Raw genomic sequence first — 16,488 nt, forward strand, 5'->3', positions numbered from 1 at the left:
TGATGGGTTTTTCTGTCCACTTAAATGTTCAACTTAAATTTTACAATCTGCCCTAACTAAAAGCAACAAAATTGTGAAGCGCTCACAATCCAATTACCGCTTAAGGCCATAGAGGAGGCGAATCGTCGCTCGGTCATCCCTGGTAATCCCTGTCCGCACGTTCCGTGGAATCATGACACTGTGCATATATTCAGGGGCGTGGGCCAAGCCCAAGGCGTGTCCCAGTTCGTGTTCCGCAACCGCCGTCCGGAAGTGGCGACTAGTGCAATCGAGTTGACTTGGGTCAAGAGTGGAACGCGCCCTGATAAGAGCGTGGGTATCAGGATTGTATTCGGTACTGGTCGAGCCCAGCTGGGAAGAAACGTAACCCACGTTCGAGCTCGTGCCTGTACTAGTCAAGGAACCATCTTGGGCAATGATGTCGGCCCGGTCCTCATCATGGCACCAACTGATGTGAACGGCACCGGTACGGTTCCAGGCCCGAACTGCACCAAAAAATGCTGACTGGAGGAAGCGATCATGGGTGGCCATGTAGATCTTCAGCTGTCGGGTCGGCCAGCGGTAGCCCTCAGTCGGCGTCGGCGTACTAGACGGCAGGTGGAGGGCCTTGGCTGCAGCCCGGTTGGCCCTACTATCCATGCCGTTTTCCTGGTCATTGCCGCTACTGAAGACCGATGATTGATTAATTGAAGAGATGGTCATCGCATGGGCCGGCATCCCCCACCCCCAGAAAAATGGCAGCATACATAATAATATCAATAGGCGTTTCATCAGCTTCCCCCCTCGATGACAATCGATCGGCTATTTCCGGTAAGGAAGCAACCATTAGGCTTTCCCCATCGGATTGTAATAATTTTAATCTTTAGGTAATTTAAATTTAATTATCCTTGGAAAACTTTTATTGATATCATGTAACTAACATTTTTATAAATCTATTTAAGGGAGTTCTTACTCATGTCAAAACGACTAATTGATAAGGTGGCACTGATCACCGGGGCAGCGAGTGGTCAAGGGGCTGCCGAGACGGCTCTTTTTGTTAAGGAGGGTGCCAACCGACATCAACACCAAGCTCCTCAATCAGCGTGCCGACAGCCTGCGTGAACAGTACGGCGATGTGATCCTGCCGCTGGCGCTGGACGTTACCCAGGAGGAGCAGTGGGGCGACGCCATTGCCAAAGGAGTCGCAAAATTCGGCAAGATCGATATCCTGGTTAACAACGCCGGAATCGGGGTCACCGATAGGACATCCGGCCTGACCGATTCTACAATTGCTGACTGGCACCGTTACATGGAAACTAATGCCATGGCCCACTTCCTAGGGATGAAGTACATCGTCCCCGTAATGAAAAAGAACGGCGGCGGTTCGATCATCAATATCTCCTCCCTCGCCAGTGTCCAAGGAATTGCTGGTGCATCCCCGTACACCGCTTCAAAGGGGGCCTCACGAGCATTTACCAAGGGTGCAGCCCGCGACCTCGGCAAGTATAATATTCGGGTCAACTCCGTCCTCTCCGGCTGGATTGTCACCCCGATGATGCAGGTCTTCACCCTCAACAAGCAACTGCTTGACTCACTGATCGATGGCATTCCGCTCGGCCACCTCGGTAATCCCGAGGACGTGGCCTACCCAGTTCTCTTCCTGGCCAGTGACGAGGCCAAGTACGTCAACGGCGCTGAACTGATTGTCGACGGTGGTCAGTCCGTCCGCGGTTAATTAACACGCACCACTATACCCTTCCCGACCGGTCAAGCGACCCGTCAGGGAAGGGCTTTTTCGTTAGCATGATCTTAATAACTTTTTACCGGAAGCGACCCAATTATGAAAACAATCGTCGCCAACCTGATCTGGCAGTACCTGTGTGGATCCGGTGACCACTCACTGCGATACCGCGACGTCCGGGGCTTCGCCTTCATCACCGCCATGTTTGGCAGCTACATTCTACAAAGTAAACACCTCATTAACGACCATCAATATAGTCGTGAGTTTGCTCTGATATACTCCCACGTCTTAATGGTGATCGCTATCCTCTCACTGACAGCTGGGCTAGACTAACTCACCGATCAGGAAGTTTTGCGGACCGTTCTCTGGCTGTTGCTCTTCCTGAGTACCATTACCTACTATTTCGGTCTGCTTGCCAACGGGGTCTACAACCACCGGCGCCCCTTCACCATGCAGAATTTCTTACTAACAATCATTACGCTAGTCCTTGGAACGGGGGCATTCTTACTGCGAGCTAGCAACCCGGAGCTGATCATTTGCTTGGCACTGGTCGCCGGCATCGTGTGGGCCAATCCTAATGAAAAAAGTTAAGACCGTATAAAACTAAAAATCCGTCCGCTTCCCTCCATTAGCAAGCGGGCGGATTATTTAATTTAAGTTGGCGTGCTGGTGGAGAATGCCTTATTTTGTCAAGAAATCGGCAGCCGCCTTATCAATGGACGCCGTGATTCCCTAGCTCCCAGAAGGCTAGGGCCGAGGCTGCAGCAACGTTCAGAGAATCGACGCCCGGGGCCATCGGGATCTTAATTGTAAAATCACTCTGGTCAATTGTCTGCTCCCTTAGTCCGGGGCCCTCCGCACCAAGAATGATCGCCAGCTTATTCACCCTGTCTAGCCGGGAATCAGCGATACTAACGGTATTATGACGTAAGGCCATGGCCGCTGTCCGGTAACCCAGTCGATGCAGGAGACCAATTCCGTCGGCCTGCCAGGTCTTGGCGTCAACATAGGTCCATGGTACCTGGAAGACGGTCCCCATCGCCACCCGCGAGGCCCGACGGTAGAGGGGATCAGCGGAATCACTGGTCACAACCACCCCATCAATCCCCAGCGCAGCAGCGGAACGGAAGATTGCTCCAATGTTGGCCGGGTTAACCACCCGTTCTAGGACCGCGATTCGGGGGTGGTCAGTCGGCAGTGCGGCCAGAAAGTCGAAAAGATCAGGGCGCGCCATCCGACACATCGCGGCCAAGGCTCCGCGGAGCATGTTGTAACCAGCCAGCTGGCGAATCTGCGTGCTATCGACGACATAGATCGGCGTCTGACCAAGGTCGGCGGTTCCGTTGGTAATCATCTCATGGTCCAGGTCTGCCAGGTCGCGGTCAAGAACCCGTTTCTCCATCAGGAGCGAGGCTGGCTGATAGCCGGCCCGCAATGCCCGTTCGATTACCTTGGGGCTCTCCGCAACAAACATTCCCGGCTTCATGGCATGGGAAAGCTGGGCTTCATTGAGTCGTACGTAGGGGTCCAGCGCAGCAGCTTCCAGGTTGTTAAGATAAATCAAGTTATGCATCACGTATCTGCCCCCTTAGGAAATTAAAAAGCCCATTGCAGTAACAATTACTACAACGGGCTTTTATTAGTCGGAAATACAAGATTCGAACTTGCGACCTCTGCGTCCCGAACGCAGCGCTCTACCAAGCTGAGCTAATTTCCGAAAAAAAGAAGCGCCACACCCATCTCCACGAGATAACTGTCACGCTTTAGGATGCACCCAGAAGGAGTCGAACCTTCAACCTTCTGATTCGTAGTCAGACACTCTATCCAATTGCGCTATGGGTGCATAAGAGCGGAAGACGGGATTCGAACCCGCGACCCCCACCATGGCAAGGTGATGTTCTACCACTGAACTACTTCCGCATATTCAAGTTTTCGACACATTCCGTATCAACAGTTATAAACTGTACATGATAAATCAGAAATTGTCAACAGCTTTTTTAATAATTGTAAAGCCGTATGCGGACGAAGGGACTTGAACCCTCACATCATAAAGATACAAGATCCTAAATCTTGCGCGTCTGCCAATTCCGCCACATCCGCATATGGAGGATACAGGGCTCGAACCTGTGACCCTCTGCTTGTAAGGCAGATGCTCTCCCAACTGAGCTAATCCTCCGAAAATTAAACTGAAACAAATCAGCCTAATTAATATAACATCATCTCTAAAATTTGTCAAGGCCTACTTGAGATTTAATTCTGCTAACTTCGCATCAATCATCTTCAATACCTGTTGGGCCGCCTGTTCGTCCTCGACAAAATCATACTTGTCGCCATCAATCAGCATCTTCGGGCTCTCGTCATACTGCTCGTACCAATTGACGTAACGCTCGTTCAGGTTCTTGTAGTAACTATACAGGGACGGGTCGTTGGCGAGCTGTTCATATGAGCGACCCCGCTTCTTGATCCGCTTCAGCATGGTGTCAAAGGAAACCTTAATAGTGATCAACAGGTTAGGGGCCTTCTGGTGAACTTGATCCGGCAGCTCCTCCATCATGTTGCTCAACAGGGATGAGTAGATGTCAGACTCAGTCTCCGTGGCCCGCCCCATGTCGGCATTCAGCTTGAATAAGAGAGCATCCTCGAAGATCGAACGGTCCAAAACGTTCAGATCGTTGCCATAGGAGGCCTTAATCTCGTCCAAGCGCTTGTTTAGAAAGTAGATTTGAAGGAGGAAGCCATACTTCTTTGGGTCCTTGTAGAAGAGTGGCAGAATCTTGTTTCCCTCGACCGATTCATAGAAGGCCTGACTATTCAGGTGGTCAGCTAAGAGTTGCGTCAGGCTGGTCTTCCCAGCACCAATTGTTCCGGCTAAAGCAATCATTTAATAACGTTCCCTTTCTTAAATTGAATATCAGAGTCTTAAAAACACACGAATACAATTCTATCACTAAAAAACAAAATGGCCACCCGAAAGTGACCATATTTTGTGGTTAATATTTATTTATCCTCATCATCTGGTGCCACATACTTCTCACCCTTAGTACTTGGTGACAGGTCCACCTTGTCTAGTGGAATGACGTGGGTCTTGTAACGGACCTTGTAGTAGATGAACAAGATCAAAAAGATTGGCACACTCATGTAAGAGATGGCGATGTTCTGCCAGTCCCACTTGATGAAGGCATCGACGTTTTGTCCACAGATCACGATGAAGCAAAGGATGAAGGCAAAGATTGGGCCGAACGGGAAGAAGGACGACTTGTACTTCAGGTCGTTGATATCACGCCCCTGGCTGACGTAGGCCCGCCGGAACCGCCAGTGTGAAGCAGCGATCCCGAGCCAAGCGATGAACCCGCACAACCCCGAGGCACTGATCAGGTAATTATATGCCTGAGGAGCGATGAACTGGGTCAGGTAGATCAGGCAGGAGACAATCATGGTTCCTAGCAGGGCATAGATCGGGATCCCCCGCTTGTTGACGTAACCGAAGAAGCGCCATGCATACCCTTCCCGTGCCTGAGAAAAGAGCATCCGTGTCGAGGCATAGAGCCCGGAGTTGGCCGATGAAATAACCGCCGTCAGAATTACCGCGTTCATCACGCTGGCAGCAACGGCCAGGCCCGCCCGCTTGAAGACAATGGTAAACGGGCTCATCGTGATGTTGGAAACATCCTGATTCAGCAGATTCTTGTCAGTGTATGGAAGAATACATGCAATCACAAAGATCGTGCAGATGTAGAAGATCAGGATCCGCCAGAAGGTCGAGCGGATGGCCTTGGAGACCGAAACCTCAGGGGTTGCCGCCTCACCGGCCGTAATCCCAACCAGCTCAGTTCCCTGGAAAGAGAACCCAGCGATCAGGAAGATGCTGATGATCGCCGGTATCCCACCGACAAACGGCGCCTTCTTGTAGTGGAAATTGCTGACCCCAACGGCGTGGCCACCCATAATTCCAAAGATGACGGCTACCCCGACGATCAGGAAGACAACGACGGTAACGATCTTGACCAGGGCTAACCAGTACTCCGTCTCACCATAGGAGCGGACGGAAAGATAGTTGATCAAAAAGATCAAGGCCAAGACGGTCACACTAAAGATCCACTGGGGAACCTCCGGCAACCAGTAGTTCATGATGATCCCCGCCGTCGTCGCCTCCACGGGAATGGTAACAGCCCAGTTCAGCCAGTAGTTCCACCCCATGGCAAAGCCGAGGGCCGGGTCAATGAACTTGGTGGCGTAGGCGGAGAAGGACCCGGTTAGCGGCATATAGGTTGCCATCTCACCGAGGCTGGTCATCAGGAAGTAAACCATCATCCCCATCACGACGTAGGCAATTAGGGCCCCACCAGGTCCGGCAGTCGAGATTGCCTCACCACTGGTGATAAAAAGCCCCGTCCCGATCGTCCCACCAAGGGCAATCATTGAAAGGTGGCGGGTCTTCAGCGACCGTTTAATATGGCCACTGGCTCCGTCGCTGTGACTTGTTTCTGCCATATAACTCATTCCTCCAAAATAGTAAAAAAGGTCTCCTAACGGGACGCCCATCAGAAGACCTGGTAATAACCACGGTAAGTCTTTTCCGGAAGCGCCCCGCATTTCTTGCGACAGTCCATGACTTGTTCAGCCATGGCCCAACAGCGTGCCAGAATAAGCCGGACCCTGTTTCGGCATTTCTCCCTTTCACCCGCCGTCCGGTGCTTATTCACCTATTACGGGATACTGATAAAAAATGCAACCTCTTCATTGTTTTCTAATTATACTCTAATATTGAATCAACGCAAGTCCTTTTTATATCGCCAGGTGCCCCGCTCACCATCATCGCCTACCCGGACGAAACCGTTCTTGACCAGGACTCGCTGCGAAGCAACATTCTCATTGTCCACGATCGCCGTCAGTTGGGTCCCCGAACGCAGTCGTTCAAGGAGGAGGCCGACAGCAGTCGTCATGATTCCTTGGCCCCAGTCGGACCGGCTAAGCAGGTAGCCCAGTTCCCAGCAGTTTTCACTGACCAGGTCAAGAGTAATGATTCCCACCACCCGACCGGCACGGCGGATCGCCAACAGGTGAACGCTCGCCATCAGCATGGTTACCGCGGCCGGATCAGGGACAACTAGCAGGTGGGCGCGCTGACAAACCAATGGGTCAGTCAGGATACGGGCGATGGCCGGGGCATCATCAATGGTAGCCATGTTAAGTTCAATCTCCGGCATTGTTTTCTCCTCTAATAAAAAAGCCGTGTTCAGAACACGGCAGTAATCGCTAAATTTCGGACGTGGATAAAAACGGAATCTCCCGCAAGCGCGGTGCCCAGGCCACGTAGAGCCATTCGGCCACCTGGAGCCAGGCGTAAGCCAGCAACATAGCACTGATTGTATCAAAGGGCCAGTGGGCGTACAGGTAAACCCGGGAGACCGCCAGGAAGAATACCACGAAGACGATTAGCAGCTGGCAAATCGTCCGGGTGGAATGCTTCTTGATCAGCGGTACCACGATCAGCAGCAGGATTGCGGCCACCAGGAAGATCCCCAGGGTGTGACCACTCGGGAAGCTGTAACCATCATCGGCAGCCAGGTGCTGTGCTGGCCGGGCCCGCTTAACGATGTGCTTAAAGATCTCGCCAAAAACGTCCCCACCAACAATCGTGCCCAGGGCCCACAGTGCCGGAATCTGGTAGTGCTTGTACCAGAGGAGGGCGGCGATGATGATTACCCAGAGCAGGTCCATCTTCGGACTCGCCAGAAACGACAGTAAGGTCATCAGGGCGTGGAACCAGCCCGCCCCCTCAACACGCTGTCCAGTGAATAGCGACTGGAGAATGGCATCAATCATGGTAACCACTGTCGAATTAAACTTGATGAGCAGCATTAAAATAATAAAAGCACCACCTGAGATGGCAAAGCGCCACCACCGGTGCTGATCGCGTTCGATAAACATTAGTAAATCTCCTATTTTGATATTAATAACATTAACTGAGTATACCACACTGCCCAGCCGTCAACGGTTCTTTTTTACAATTTTCCAGCGGCGGTAGTGGATGATCCGGTTCAAAAGCTCCCCCAGTCCAAAACCCAGGGTAATCGCGCCGACGATGACCACCACCTGGTAGAAATAAACAGTAACCAGGTAGTAGTTGCCGATGGCGAAGTTGCGGACCATCTTGTAGGCCTGGCCGCCGGGAACAAAGGGTACCAGGGCCGGAACCTCGAAGACGATCGCCGGCATTTTCTTGTGCTGGGCCGCCCACCGGCTGCAAAGGGCGATCAGGATGGCAGCAAAAAGGTTGCTAAAGGCCAGCCCAACCCCGTCTTGGTAGTACATGACCCAGTAGATAACCCAGGAGCCACCACCGATAACCCCGGCCACGTTGTAGGCGCGGGATGGAATGTGGAGAAGGATACCGAAGCAGACCGTTGAGATGTAGGAGAGAAAAAACTGCAGCGCCAGATTTAACCAATAATGCATGCTGCCACCTCCCTAAGCAAAGTGCAGGACAATCACGATCGCACTGCCGATCGAAACCGCCGTCAGGATTGCTTCAATTCCCCGGGTCGGTCCAGAGATCAGGTTACCTGATACCAGGTCCCGGGCTGCGTTGGTCAGTGGAATCCCCGGGACCAGCGGCATCACGGCTCCAATGATGATGTCATTGATGCTGTGGGCCCAGCCGAGTTTAACCATCAAAACCGTCAAAAAGCCAATCACCAACGATGAGCAAAATTCACCTAGGTACTGGATCTTAAACTTACGAATCACATAGGAGAAGACGGCATAGCTGATCCCACCGTCGATGAAGCCAGCCCAGGAATCCCGGTAGTCACCGGTGAAGACGATCATCAACGCCATACTCAAAACCGCGGCCGCCAGCGCCTCAACTAAGTTTTGGTATTTGTACGGTCCCTGACGGTCAACCCACTTCAGCTGGGCATAGGCCTCGGGCAGGGTGATCAGGCCCTGGGACATTTCCCGGGAAATTTCGTTGACCGCGGTCACCTTACTGAGGTCATTCTTCCGACGGCGGATGTTCATCACCATCGCGTTAGGCATGTTGTTGGCGCCAAGCACGATCCCGGTCACCGTTGTGAAGGCCTGAAAGTCCTGAAGACCAGCCGTGTGCGCCATCCGATGGAGGGTATCGTTGACCCGTTCCATGTTGGAGCCGTTCTCAATGAGGATCCGTCCAGCCAGCGAACACGTTCGCAGAGCCAGCCGGCGCCGTTTTTTCGTCAGCATCTGCCCACTTCCTTACTCTACTAAAAAAGGTACCACTAACAATTTACATTGTCAGCAGTACCTGTCAGGCTTAATTTCTAATCCTTAACAACGTTGACCGCTTGAAGGCCCCGATCGCCCTCTTCAACGTCGAAAGTTACGTGTTGGCCCTCATCCAGGTTCTTGAAGCCATCACCCTGGATAGCGGAGAAGTGAACGAATACGTCGTCACCGCTTTCCCGGTTAATGAAGCCGTAGCCCTTGTCGTTGTTAAACCATTTAACAGTTCCTTGTTCCATTAGTGTGAATCCTCCTGTGCCCGTTGGCACGTTATATTTGTAATAATTATTGGTGAAGATGGAAGACCGTTTTAACTGAATGAAACAAATCGAGCCAACCGCACGTAAAAACTACAGATACCATTATAGCATGGCCGCACCAAAAAAGCGATCGTTTCCCACCGACCTCCTCCTTGCCTACTTAATAAAGATGTTGTGAGCGGCCTTGTAGGAAACGCTGACCGGCTGGGTATTCCCGTCCTTGGTGATCACGATTGGACCCTCAAACGGTTCGTGACGGACAACCTTCACCTTATCCTGGGGCCGCAGGTTGAGCTCCTCCAGGTAGGTCAATAACTCATGGTTATCCAGGAAACGTTCCAGCTCGACTTCCTCACCATCATTTGCATCAGCCAACAGTCGGTGACTGACGTCTGGGAAGTGCCCGTTGGCCTCAGGGATTACCCCACCATGGGGGCAGTTTTGCGGGTGATCGAGAAAGTCATCGAGTGCCGTGGCTAGCCGGTCGCTGGTCTGGTGCTCAAGAATTTCGGCCTCCGTATGGACGTCAGCAAAGTTGTAGTGAAGCTTATCCACCAGGAAGGTCTCCCAAAGCCGGTGCTTGCGGACCAGCTCAGCTGCATAGCGCTGGCCCTTAGCCGTCAGTGAGATCCCCGAGTAAGGCTCGTGGACGACCAGGCCTTCGTCAGCCAGCTTGGAAATCATCTCGGTAACGGACCCGGCTGCGATCCCCAGGCCCAGTGAGATCTCCTTGTTTGATACCTTTTTGTGACTGCCGCCCAGCTTAAAAATAATTTTCAAGTAGTCTTCCTTCATTGGAGTCAATATCAATTCACCTCTAAATAAGAATTTCTGGCCTTCGAACGGTCACGAAAATAATACTCCTCGTCTAATATTGAATATAATAACATTATAGCATATCATGAAAGGGTAGTTTGGAAACCCTAACTTTTCTGTTAGTAACATTTAGCTATTATAATGCTACGGGATAAAAAATTGCAATTCATATCTATTTTAAGGAGCGACCACTAATATGGAAGAAAAGATCACCGGTAAACGCTTCTTAGCGGTTACCCTATTGAACGTCTTAATCACGGTTGTTGAAATCATCGGGGGCCTGGTCTCGGGCAGCCTGGCCCTGCTTTCCGATGCTTTCCACAACATGGGAGATTCCTTCTCGATTGTCCTCGGCTACTTTGCCCAGCACATCGGCAGCCATCCCGAAACCCGGGAACAGACCTATGGCTACCGGCGGGCAGAGATCCTCTCGGCGCTGACCAACAGTCTCCTGCTGGTCATCATCGCTATCTTTCTGATCGGTGAGGCCATTCAGCGACTAGATCATCCCCAACACATTAACGGTGGGATCATGCTGGCCGTGGCGATCGTCGGCCTGGTTGCCAACCTCGCCTCGGCCCTGCTGCTTCACGCCGGTAGTCATGACAGCCTGAACGTCAAGGCCACCTACCTACACGTACTCAGCGACGCCCTCTCATCAGTTGCCGTCATCATCGGCGGTTTAATTCTGACCTTCGTCAACGTCCCCTGGCTTGACCCGGCACTGACCATCGCCGTGGCCCTCTACATTGCCTACGAGTCCTGGCCGATCATCGTCCAGACAATCAAGATCCTGATGCAATCATCCCCAGACCTGGACTATGACAACATCGCCAAGGATATCAAGCAGGTTCCCGGTGTCGAGGATGTTCACCACGTCCACGCCTGGATGATTGATGAACACCGAATCATCTTCTCTGCCCACCTCAACTGCCAGGATCTCCCACTCAGCCAAGTGGAGGGTATCTACAGTCAGGTTGAAGACATTCTCCGTCAGAAGTACGGCATCTGTCACATCACCCTCCAGGCGGAATGTTCTCGAGGGCGTGACGAGGAGCTCTTCAACACCCCCGTCGACGAGGAAAACGTCATCAGGCCGGGTGGCTACAAACACCGCCACTAACCTAAGCAACACAAAAATGCGGCTGACAATTGCCAACCGCATTTTTGCTTTTAAAAGAGTTTCCCAACACCGTAGTGGATCGTGATCGTGATCAACCCGATGATGATATTCCGGATGACGGCCACCTTGACCAGACCGTTCCCCAGTTTAGAACTGATGAACCCAGTCAAAGCACTCGTCAGGACCACCGCCAGGATCACCGCATACCACTTGTAGGCGTTCGGTGCAAAGGTCATCGCCATCAGTGGGAAGAGGCCCCCAGCTGCCGCACTGAAGAGTGAGGAAAAGGCGGCATCCCACGGACTCAGGACGTGACCCAGTTCAATGTCGTACTTGATCCGAACCATCATCTCTAGGGGTTTCTTGCTCAAAAGATCCTTGGCAATCGCCATGGAGGTCGCCGGGGTAACCCCCTTATCGACATAGTACTGCTTGACCGTCGCGAGCTCGCCAGCAAAGTCGGTCTTGAGCAGGCGTTGTTCGGTGTTAACCGCTGACTCCTCGGTGTCCCGCTGTGTTGAAACAGAGGCGTACTCACCACAGGCCATCGAGAAGGCACAGGCCAGCAGGTCAGACAGACCGGCAATAAAGATCGTAAAGCGATCGGTCGTCGCCGCCGCCACGGAAACCAGGACCCCAACAACCGTCAGAATCCCGTCGTTAGAACCTAGGACCCCCGCCCGGAGTGTGTTCAGCTTTTCTTCCATCGTTTGCTTTTTTCGTTTGATTTTCGCCATGAACACTCATCTCCTTTAGCGGGCAAACAGCTGCCCAATCAGGTAGGTTACACACATCGTGAGGAGTCCCGCCGTGGCGTTACGCAACATTGACTTAACCCGGTTGGCCTTACTCAATACCGCGGCAAAGTACCCGGTAATCAGAAGGGCAATCAAAACGGCGATCATGGTCGCAAAGATCCGAACGTGCTCCGGTGCCATCGTCACCGCTACCATCGGGAGAATCGATCCGGTCGGGAAGGAGATAAAGGACGTAATCGCCGCCGCATAGGGGCTGGTGAACTCCTTGGGGTTAAAACCATACCGTTCCTGGACCACGGTTGACAGGGCATCCTTGTCCATCAGTTCTCGGGTGGCCTGGTTGGCCAGCTTGGGGTCGATATCCTGCTTCTCGTATTGCTGCTGGACGTAATCAAACTCCTGCTGATATTGGTCGGTCAGCCGCTGCCGCTCACTAATCAGGGCCATCTTCTGGGAATCCTTCTGGGTGGAGACCGACACGTACTCCCCCATGCACATCGAAATTGTTCCGGCCAGGCTCCCGGACAGGCCAGAAATTAAAATTGAATAGGGATTACTGGTCGCCGCCGCCACCCCAATGACGATCCCGGCAACGGAGATAATCCCATCATTGGCACCCATGACGCTCGCACGCAGGACGTTGACCTTTTGGGCCAATGACATTTTCTTCTTTGGCATAGTTCCGCCTTCTCTTCTTTAGTTTAGAATCATTATAACATCAAGCACGTGATTTACAACTATTTTTTAGTATCTCCCAGCGCCAGCTTAGAAACATTCAAATTAACATAAGCATGGAAAAAGAGGCTGAGCATCAACTCAGCCTCTTTATATTGTCCACATTAGGACAACACAATGCTAATACAAGCGTGATTTTATTCGTATGTTTCAACCGCGGTCGTCCGGATGACAAAAACGGAGGTCCCCGCATGACGGGTCATGTAGGAGGCCTGCGAACCAACAGCCTTCCGGTTACCCCACTTACCAATGGAGCCAACTACCAGCAGATCTGGTTGGAAGGCAGGAATGACGTGGTTGCAGATCCGTTCAGCTGGCCGTTCACCTTGGTCAACAATTGCCGTGATCTTCTTCGGGTCAACACCGTAGTCGATGGCAGCCTGAACGTACTCGTTGATCCGCTTGCGTAGTTCATCTTCACTGCTGTGAACATAGTCCTTATCTAAAATTTGGTAGACGCTGACGTGGCCCGTTTCCAGAATAGAGACGATTCCAATTTCGGAACCATCACGCTTGGCCTTGTCAACCGCGTAGGCAAAGGCGGCCCGGGCATCCGGTGCGTCATCAACCCCAACGAGGATTCGCTTGAACTTCTTTGGTTTAATTTCGAACATTAGTATACCCCTCTCTATGTTCTCATTTAACGATGAAAGCATTACCCGCTCGTCTTCGTTAAATTACACTCCCTATGTTACTACTTATCTACAGTTTGTAAATAATTATTTTTGGTGATCCTAAAACAAAAGTCTTGTTGCTCATACTTTTTATCGAACTTTACATGAGATTTGCTTTTGACGCTCCCTCCCAGGAGAACTATAATTGAGTGGATTGTGTCCGTACCGAGGCCATAATTAAGTTTATATGAATTGGGGAGTATACCTATGTCAATGATTGAATTCCATAATGTGGAAAAATATTATGGTAAGTTTCACGCACTGAAAAACATCAACCTCACAATTGATAGCGGAGAGACGGTCGTTTTGATTGGCCCATCCGGCTCTGGAAAGAGTACTTTGATCCGAACCATCAACGGGCTCGACCCGATTCAGTCCGGCCAGCTAATCGTCAACGGCTATGATCTCTCGGACAAGAAGACCAACATCAACAAGATCCGGCGTGAGGTCGGAATGGTCTTCCAACACTTTAACCTTTACAACAACAAGTCCGTCATCGAAAACATCATGCTCGCTCCACGGATCGTCCTTAAGCGGCCCGAGGACGAGAACCGTGAACTAGCGATGAAGCTCCTGGACAAGGTCGGGCTGGCCAGCAAGGCTGATAATATGCCCGCCCAGCTCTCTGGTGGTCAAAAGCAGCGAATCGCCATCGCCCGCAGTCTGGCGATGAAGCCCAAGTGCCTGCTCTTTGACGAACCAACCAGCGCCCTGGACCCCGAGATGATCGATGACGTTCTCGACGTTATGAAGGACATCGCCGAAAACTCCAACATGACAATGCTGGTCGTCACCCACGAAATGAGCTTTGCCCGGGCAGTGGCCGACCGGGTTATCTTTATGGCGGACGGCCAGATTCTCGAGGACGACTCGACCGCCAAATTCTTCGGTCAGCAGCCAAGCACCAAGCGGGCCCAAGAGTTCATGAGTAAGATCAGTGGACATATCATTTAAGGGAGGCCTCGTCATGAAGAGATTATGGCACTTATTAGGGCTGGGCACCCTGCTGGCAGCAATGCTATTGACCCTGTCGGCCTGTGGGCAATCCGTGGCCAAGCAGGATGTGCTGGCCCGCGATGAACAGAGTAAACAGATCACCTGGGGGGGCAAGTCCGATACCCGCCTATTCGGGCTAGAAAATATCCGAACCGGTAAGCTGGAGGGCTTTGAAATCGACCTGGCCAAGGCAATGACCAAGAAGATCCTCGGCCCCAACGGCAAGTGCGTTTTCGTCCCCGTCACCAGCGGAACCCGGGTACCGTTACTGAAGAATGGGAACATCGACGCCATCATGGCCACCATGACAATCACGCCGGAACGGGAGAAACAGGTTGACTTTACCCACTCCTACTTCGACGCTGGTCAGTCCCTGCTAGTCAAGAAGGGTAGCCCAATCAAGAACATCCACGACCTGAACCGGCCTGGCAAGGTGGTTCTCGGTGTCTCCGGCTCAAATTCAGTCAAGAACGTCGCTAAGCACGCCCCCAAGGCCCGGGTCCTTCAGCTTTCCGACTACGCTCAGGCAATGACGGCCCTCAAGTCCAAGCAGGGTGATGCCCTGACCACGGATAACGGGATTCTCTACGGGATGGCCGCTGAGAACCCTGGCTACGAGGTTGTCGGGGGTAACTTCACCAAGGAGCCCTACGGAATCGCCGTCAATAAAAACCAGGAGCGCTTCCGCAACAAGCTGAACTGGGCCCTAAGGGAAGTTGAAAGAGACGGCACCTATAACCGTCTCCTCCTCAAGTGGTTTGGTAACGTCAAAGGCTTTAATTATCAGGAGATGAAACGCTAATGGCACATTTAATTGCAACACAATGGCAACCGCTGCTGATGGGCCTCTGGAACACCATCCTCTGTAGCATCATCGCCCTAATTGGCAGTATGATCATTGGAACGCTCTTTGCGCTCCTCGAAATCTCACAAACTCGCATCCTGCGGGTCATCGGTAAGGTCTACGTCGAGGTCTTCCGTAACATTCCCCTACTGGTCATCACAATGGCCTTCTTCCTGATTATTCCCATGTACATCGCCAAGATCAATGGTTTCACGGCCGGGACAATCGGCCTGACCCTCTATACCTCCGCCTTCATTGCGGAGACCGTTCGGGCCGGAATTAACTCCGTTGAGGGCGGCCAGCTAGAAGGAGCCCTCTCCAACGGGATGACCTACCACCAGGCGATGCGCTACATCATCCTCCCCCAGGCATTCCGGGTCGTTATTCCGCCGCTGGGCAATCAGTTTATCAACCTGGTCAAGAACTCATCTGTCTTGGCCTTTGTGGCCGGGTTCGACCTGATGTATCAGGGGAACCTGATCGCCAACGATACCCTACAGACAATTCCAACCTACTTCATTGTTGGGATCATGTACCTGATCATCACGCTGCCGCTCAGCTACTACATGCGGCACCTGGAAAAGAAACTGGCCTAGGAGGTGACTTGGTATGCAAAACTTTATTGATGCTTATTCCTGGATCAACGTCCGCTTCCTCCTGCAGGGGCTGTGGATTACCATTGTGATCTCCGTGGCCTCGATCGTGATCAGTTTTATCGTCGGCACCCTGTTGGGGATCATCCGGTACGCGAAGATCAAGTACTTCTCCGCAATTGTCGGCTTCATCATTGACATCATCCGGAACCTCCCCCTCCTGCTGATCATCTTCTTCACCTACTTCGGTTTGCCGAACATTGGGATCAAGCCGGAGATCATCCCGGCCGCCATCATGGCGATGTCAATCTTTGAATCCGCCATGGTTGCCGAGATCGTCCGCTCGGGGATTAATTCGATCGACAAGGGCCAAACGGAAGGGGCCCTGGCCAATGGGCTGACCCGCTGGCAGGCCCTGCGAATCATCGTCCTGCCCCAGGCAATCAAGAACATGACGCCAGCCCTGGTCAGTCAGTTCATCTCACTGGTCAAGGATACCTCACTGGCAACCATCATTGTCCTGCCGGAACTGATGTACCACGCCCAGATCATCTATGGTCAAAACACCAACTACATCATTCCGATGTTCGTTGCTCTGGCGGTCCTCTACTTCATCGTCTGCTACTCCCTGTCGCTGTTAGCTGACTACCTACACCGCCACCTCGCCTAAAATTGATTTAAACTAAGAATAGTGGCTGGGGGG

The 16,488-nt window shown here is 52.2% G+C and carries 21 protein-coding genes, 5 tRNA genes and 1 riboswitch; of the genes, 8 read left to right on the forward strand and 18 right to left on the reverse strand.

From position 1 onward, the window contains the following. Nucleotides 1-93: 93 nt before the first annotated feature. Nucleotides 94-771 (reverse strand): matrixin family metalloprotease, encoded by a 678-nt coding sequence (locus tag FD34_RS06625; protein ID WP_057807981.1) that lies wholly within the window; start codon nucleotides 769-771, stop codon nucleotides 94-96. Nucleotides 772-1,045: 274 nt separating this feature from the next. Between FD34_RS06625 and FD34_RS06630 the strand changes: the two genes are divergently transcribed. From FD34_RS06630 to FD34_RS06640, 3 genes are all read left to right on the forward strand, one after another. Continuing rightward, complete coding sequence (locus tag FD34_RS06630; RefSeq protein WP_057807983.1) at nucleotides 1,046-1,714, forward strand: SDR family NAD(P)-dependent oxidoreductase; 669 nt, start codon at nucleotides 1,046-1,048, stop codon at nucleotides 1,712-1,714. A gap of 105 nt (nucleotides 1,715-1,819) precedes the next feature. Further along, the gene (locus tag FD34_RS06635) at nucleotides 1,820-2,053 is read left to right on the forward strand and encodes a hypothetical protein (RefSeq protein ID WP_057807984.1); all 234 of its coding nucleotides are present in this window, start codon (nucleotides 1,820-1,822) and stop codon (nucleotides 2,051-2,053) included. An 18-nt stretch (nucleotides 2,054-2,071) separates the two neighbouring features. Then, nucleotides 2,072-2,311 carry a hypothetical protein gene (locus FD34_RS06640; RefSeq protein WP_057807986.1) on the forward strand — a complete coding sequence of 80 codons (240 nt, stop codon included), beginning with the start codon at nucleotides 2,072-2,074 and terminating at the stop codon, nucleotides 2,309-2,311. A 121-nt stretch (nucleotides 2,312-2,432) separates the two neighbouring features. Here FD34_RS06640 and FD34_RS06645 read toward each other — a convergent pair whose 3' ends face one another. From FD34_RS06645 to FD34_RS06710, 14 genes are all read right to left on the reverse strand, one after another. Continuing rightward, nucleotides 2,433-3,293: a TrmH family RNA methyltransferase gene (locus FD34_RS06645; protein ID WP_057807988.1), complete on the reverse strand. Its 861-nt coding sequence runs from the start codon at nucleotides 3,291-3,293 to the stop codon at nucleotides 2,433-2,435. 70 nt (nucleotides 3,294-3,363) lie between these two features. Beyond that, a tRNA-Pro gene (locus tag FD34_RS06650) sits at nucleotides 3,364-3,437 on the reverse strand. Between the two features lie 52 nt (nucleotides 3,438-3,489). After that, nucleotides 3,490-3,563, reverse strand: a tRNA-Arg gene (locus tag FD34_RS06655). Between the two features lie 5 nt (nucleotides 3,564-3,568). Further along, nucleotides 3,569-3,640, reverse strand: a tRNA-Gly gene (locus tag FD34_RS06660). Between the two features lie 97 nt (nucleotides 3,641-3,737). Continuing rightward, a tRNA-Leu gene (locus FD34_RS06665) sits at nucleotides 3,738-3,820 on the reverse strand. A 3-nt stretch (nucleotides 3,821-3,823) separates the two neighbouring features. Then, a tRNA-Val gene (locus tag FD34_RS06670) sits at nucleotides 3,824-3,896 on the reverse strand. Nucleotides 3,897-3,959: 63 nt separating this feature from the next. Beyond that, nucleotides 3,960-4,601, reverse strand: coding sequence for a deoxynucleoside kinase (locus tag FD34_RS06675; RefSeq protein ID WP_057807990.1), 642 nt, complete (start codon nucleotides 4,599-4,601; stop codon nucleotides 3,960-3,962). Nucleotides 4,602-4,717: 116 nt separating this feature from the next. Then, on the reverse strand, nucleotides 4,718-6,211 hold the full coding sequence (locus FD34_RS06680; RefSeq protein WP_057807992.1) for an amino acid permease: 1,494 nt from the start codon (nucleotides 6,209-6,211) through the stop codon (nucleotides 4,718-4,720). Between the two features lie 81 nt (nucleotides 6,212-6,292). Further along, nucleotides 6,293-6,466, reverse strand: a riboswitch (Lysine riboswitch). Nucleotides 6,467-6,489: 23 nt separating this feature from the next. Then, complete coding sequence (locus FD34_RS06685; protein WP_057807994.1) at nucleotides 6,490-6,927, reverse strand: GNAT family N-acetyltransferase; 438 nt, start codon at nucleotides 6,925-6,927, stop codon at nucleotides 6,490-6,492. Nucleotides 6,928-6,976: 49 nt separating this feature from the next. Then, complete coding sequence (locus FD34_RS06690) at nucleotides 6,977-7,651, reverse strand: phosphatase PAP2 family protein (RefSeq protein WP_057807996.1); 675 nt, start codon at nucleotides 7,649-7,651, stop codon at nucleotides 6,977-6,979. A 60-nt stretch (nucleotides 7,652-7,711) separates the two neighbouring features. Beyond that, nucleotides 7,712-8,179 (reverse strand): threonine/serine exporter family protein, encoded by a 468-nt coding sequence (locus FD34_RS06695; RefSeq protein WP_057807998.1) that lies wholly within the window; start codon nucleotides 8,177-8,179, stop codon nucleotides 7,712-7,714. A gap of 12 nt (nucleotides 8,180-8,191) precedes the next feature. Further along, the gene (locus FD34_RS06700) at nucleotides 8,192-8,947 is read right to left on the reverse strand and encodes a threonine/serine exporter family protein (protein WP_057808000.1); all 756 of its coding nucleotides are present in this window, start codon (nucleotides 8,945-8,947) and stop codon (nucleotides 8,192-8,194) included. Between the two features lie 77 nt (nucleotides 8,948-9,024). Then, nucleotides 9,025-9,225, reverse strand: coding sequence for a cold-shock protein (locus tag FD34_RS06705; RefSeq protein WP_057808003.1), 201 nt, complete (start codon nucleotides 9,223-9,225; stop codon nucleotides 9,025-9,027). A gap of 177 nt (nucleotides 9,226-9,402) precedes the next feature. Next, on the reverse strand, nucleotides 9,403-10,050 hold the full coding sequence (locus tag FD34_RS06710) for a metal-dependent transcriptional regulator (protein ID WP_057808005.1): 648 nt from the start codon (nucleotides 10,048-10,050) through the stop codon (nucleotides 9,403-9,405). Between the two features lie 208 nt (nucleotides 10,051-10,258). Here FD34_RS06710 and FD34_RS06715 point away from each other — a divergent pair, with 208 nt between their 5' ends. Further along, nucleotides 10,259-11,185 (forward strand): cation diffusion facilitator family transporter, encoded by a 927-nt coding sequence (locus FD34_RS06715; RefSeq protein WP_057808007.1) that lies wholly within the window; start codon nucleotides 10,259-10,261, stop codon nucleotides 11,183-11,185. A gap of 50 nt (nucleotides 11,186-11,235) precedes the next feature. On the opposite strand, the gene FD34_RS06720 is transcribed toward FD34_RS06715, so the two are convergent. The 3 genes from FD34_RS06720 to FD34_RS06730 all read right to left on the reverse strand — a co-directional run bounded on the left by FD34_RS06720 (nucleotide 11,236) and on the right by FD34_RS06730 (nucleotide 13,292). Continuing rightward, entirely contained in the window at nucleotides 11,236-11,922 is a 687-nt protein-coding gene (locus FD34_RS06720; protein WP_057808009.1) for a VIT1/CCC1 transporter family protein, read from the reverse strand. Between the two features lie 15 nt (nucleotides 11,923-11,937). Then, a complete protein-coding gene (locus FD34_RS06725; protein ID WP_057808011.1) occupies nucleotides 11,938-12,621 on the reverse strand; it encodes a VIT1/CCC1 transporter family protein in 684 nt (227 codons plus the stop codon). Nucleotides 12,622-12,815: 194 nt separating this feature from the next. Then, nucleotides 12,816-13,292, reverse strand: coding sequence for a universal stress protein (locus FD34_RS06730; RefSeq protein ID WP_057808013.1), 477 nt, complete (start codon nucleotides 13,290-13,292; stop codon nucleotides 12,816-12,818). A gap of 267 nt (nucleotides 13,293-13,559) precedes the next feature. Here FD34_RS06730 and FD34_RS06735 point away from each other — a divergent pair, with 267 nt between their 5' ends. From FD34_RS06735 to FD34_RS06750, 4 genes are read left to right on the forward strand one after another with little or no spacing between them, the layout of a single operon-like run. Next, nucleotides 13,560-14,306, forward strand: coding sequence for an amino acid ABC transporter ATP-binding protein (locus FD34_RS06735; RefSeq protein WP_057808016.1), 747 nt, complete (start codon nucleotides 13,560-13,562; stop codon nucleotides 14,304-14,306). Between the two features lie 13 nt (nucleotides 14,307-14,319). Next, the gene (locus FD34_RS06740) at nucleotides 14,320-15,150 is read left to right on the forward strand and encodes a transporter substrate-binding domain-containing protein (protein ID WP_057808018.1); all 831 of its coding nucleotides are present in this window, start codon (nucleotides 14,320-14,322) and stop codon (nucleotides 15,148-15,150) included. Further along, nucleotides 15,150-15,788 carry an amino acid ABC transporter permease gene (locus FD34_RS06745; RefSeq protein WP_057808021.1) on the forward strand — a complete coding sequence of 213 codons (639 nt, stop codon included), beginning with the start codon at nucleotides 15,150-15,152 and terminating at the stop codon, nucleotides 15,786-15,788. Before FD34_RS06740 ends, FD34_RS06745 begins: the two co-directional genes overlap by 1 nt. Before the next feature lie 13 nt (nucleotides 15,789-15,801). Further along, complete coding sequence (locus FD34_RS06750; RefSeq protein WP_057808023.1) at nucleotides 15,802-16,455, forward strand: amino acid ABC transporter permease; 654 nt, start codon at nucleotides 15,802-15,804, stop codon at nucleotides 16,453-16,455. Nucleotides 16,456-16,488: the final 33 nt, after the last annotated feature.

Origin of the sequence: Limosilactobacillus pontis DSM 8475 (genome assembly GCF_001435345.1) — a bacterium.
GTDB classification, from domain to species: Bacteria; Bacillota; Bacilli; order Lactobacillales; family Lactobacillaceae; genus Limosilactobacillus; species Limosilactobacillus pontis.

Excerpts from the sequence above, each read along its gene's own strand:
- FD34_RS06625 (WP_057807981.1), bottom strand. The coding sequence starts at position 771 with ATGAAACGCCTATTGATATTATTATGTATGCTGCCATTTTTCTGGGGG.
- FD34_RS06635 (WP_057807984.1), top strand. The coding sequence starts at position 1,820 with ATGAAAACAATCGTCGCCAACCTGATCTGGCAGTACCTGTGTGGATCC.
- FD34_RS06645 (WP_057807988.1), bottom strand. The coding sequence starts at position 3,293 with ATGCATAACTTGATTTATCTTAACAACCTGGAAGCTGCTGCGCTGGAC.
- FD34_RS06675 (WP_057807990.1), bottom strand. The coding sequence starts at position 4,601 with ATGATTGCTTTAGCCGGAACAATTGGTGCTGGGAAGACCAGCCTGACG.
- FD34_RS06680 (WP_057807992.1), bottom strand. The coding sequence starts at position 6,211 with ATGGCAGAAACAAGTCACAGCGACGGAGCCAGTGGCCATATTAAACGG.
- FD34_RS06685 (WP_057807994.1), bottom strand. The coding sequence starts at position 6,927 with ATGCCGGAGATTGAACTTAACATGGCTACCATTGATGATGCCCCGGCC.
- FD34_RS06690 (WP_057807996.1), bottom strand. The coding sequence starts at position 7,651 with ATGTTTATCGAACGCGATCAGCACCGGTGGTGGCGCTTTGCCATCTCA.
- FD34_RS06695 (WP_057807998.1), bottom strand. The coding sequence starts at position 8,179 with ATGCATTATTGGTTAAATCTGGCGCTGCAGTTTTTTCTCTCCTACATC.
- FD34_RS06700 (WP_057808000.1), bottom strand. The coding sequence starts at position 8,947 with ATGCTGACGAAAAAACGGCGCCGGCTGGCTCTGCGAACGTGTTCGCTG.
- FD34_RS06705 (WP_057808003.1), bottom strand. The coding sequence starts at position 9,225 with ATGGAACAAGGAACTGTTAAATGGTTTAACAACGACAAGGGCTACGGC.
- FD34_RS06715 (WP_057808007.1), top strand. The coding sequence starts at position 10,259 with ATGGAAGAAAAGATCACCGGTAAACGCTTCTTAGCGGTTACCCTATTG.
- FD34_RS06720 (WP_057808009.1), bottom strand. The coding sequence starts at position 11,922 with ATGGCGAAAATCAAACGAAAAAAGCAAACGATGGAAGAAAAGCTGAAC.
- FD34_RS06725 (WP_057808011.1), bottom strand. The coding sequence starts at position 12,621 with ATGCCAAAGAAGAAAATGTCATTGGCCCAAAAGGTCAACGTCCTGCGT.
- FD34_RS06730 (WP_057808013.1), bottom strand. The coding sequence starts at position 13,292 with ATGTTCGAAATTAAACCAAAGAAGTTCAAGCGAATCCTCGTTGGGGTT.
- FD34_RS06735 (WP_057808016.1), top strand. The coding sequence starts at position 13,560 with ATGTCAATGATTGAATTCCATAATGTGGAAAAATATTATGGTAAGTTT.
- FD34_RS06740 (WP_057808018.1), top strand. The coding sequence starts at position 14,320 with ATGAAGAGATTATGGCACTTATTAGGGCTGGGCACCCTGCTGGCAGCA.
- FD34_RS06745 (WP_057808021.1), top strand. The coding sequence starts at position 15,150 with ATGGCACATTTAATTGCAACACAATGGCAACCGCTGCTGATGGGCCTC.
- FD34_RS06750 (WP_057808023.1), top strand. The coding sequence starts at position 15,802 with ATGCAAAACTTTATTGATGCTTATTCCTGGATCAACGTCCGCTTCCTC.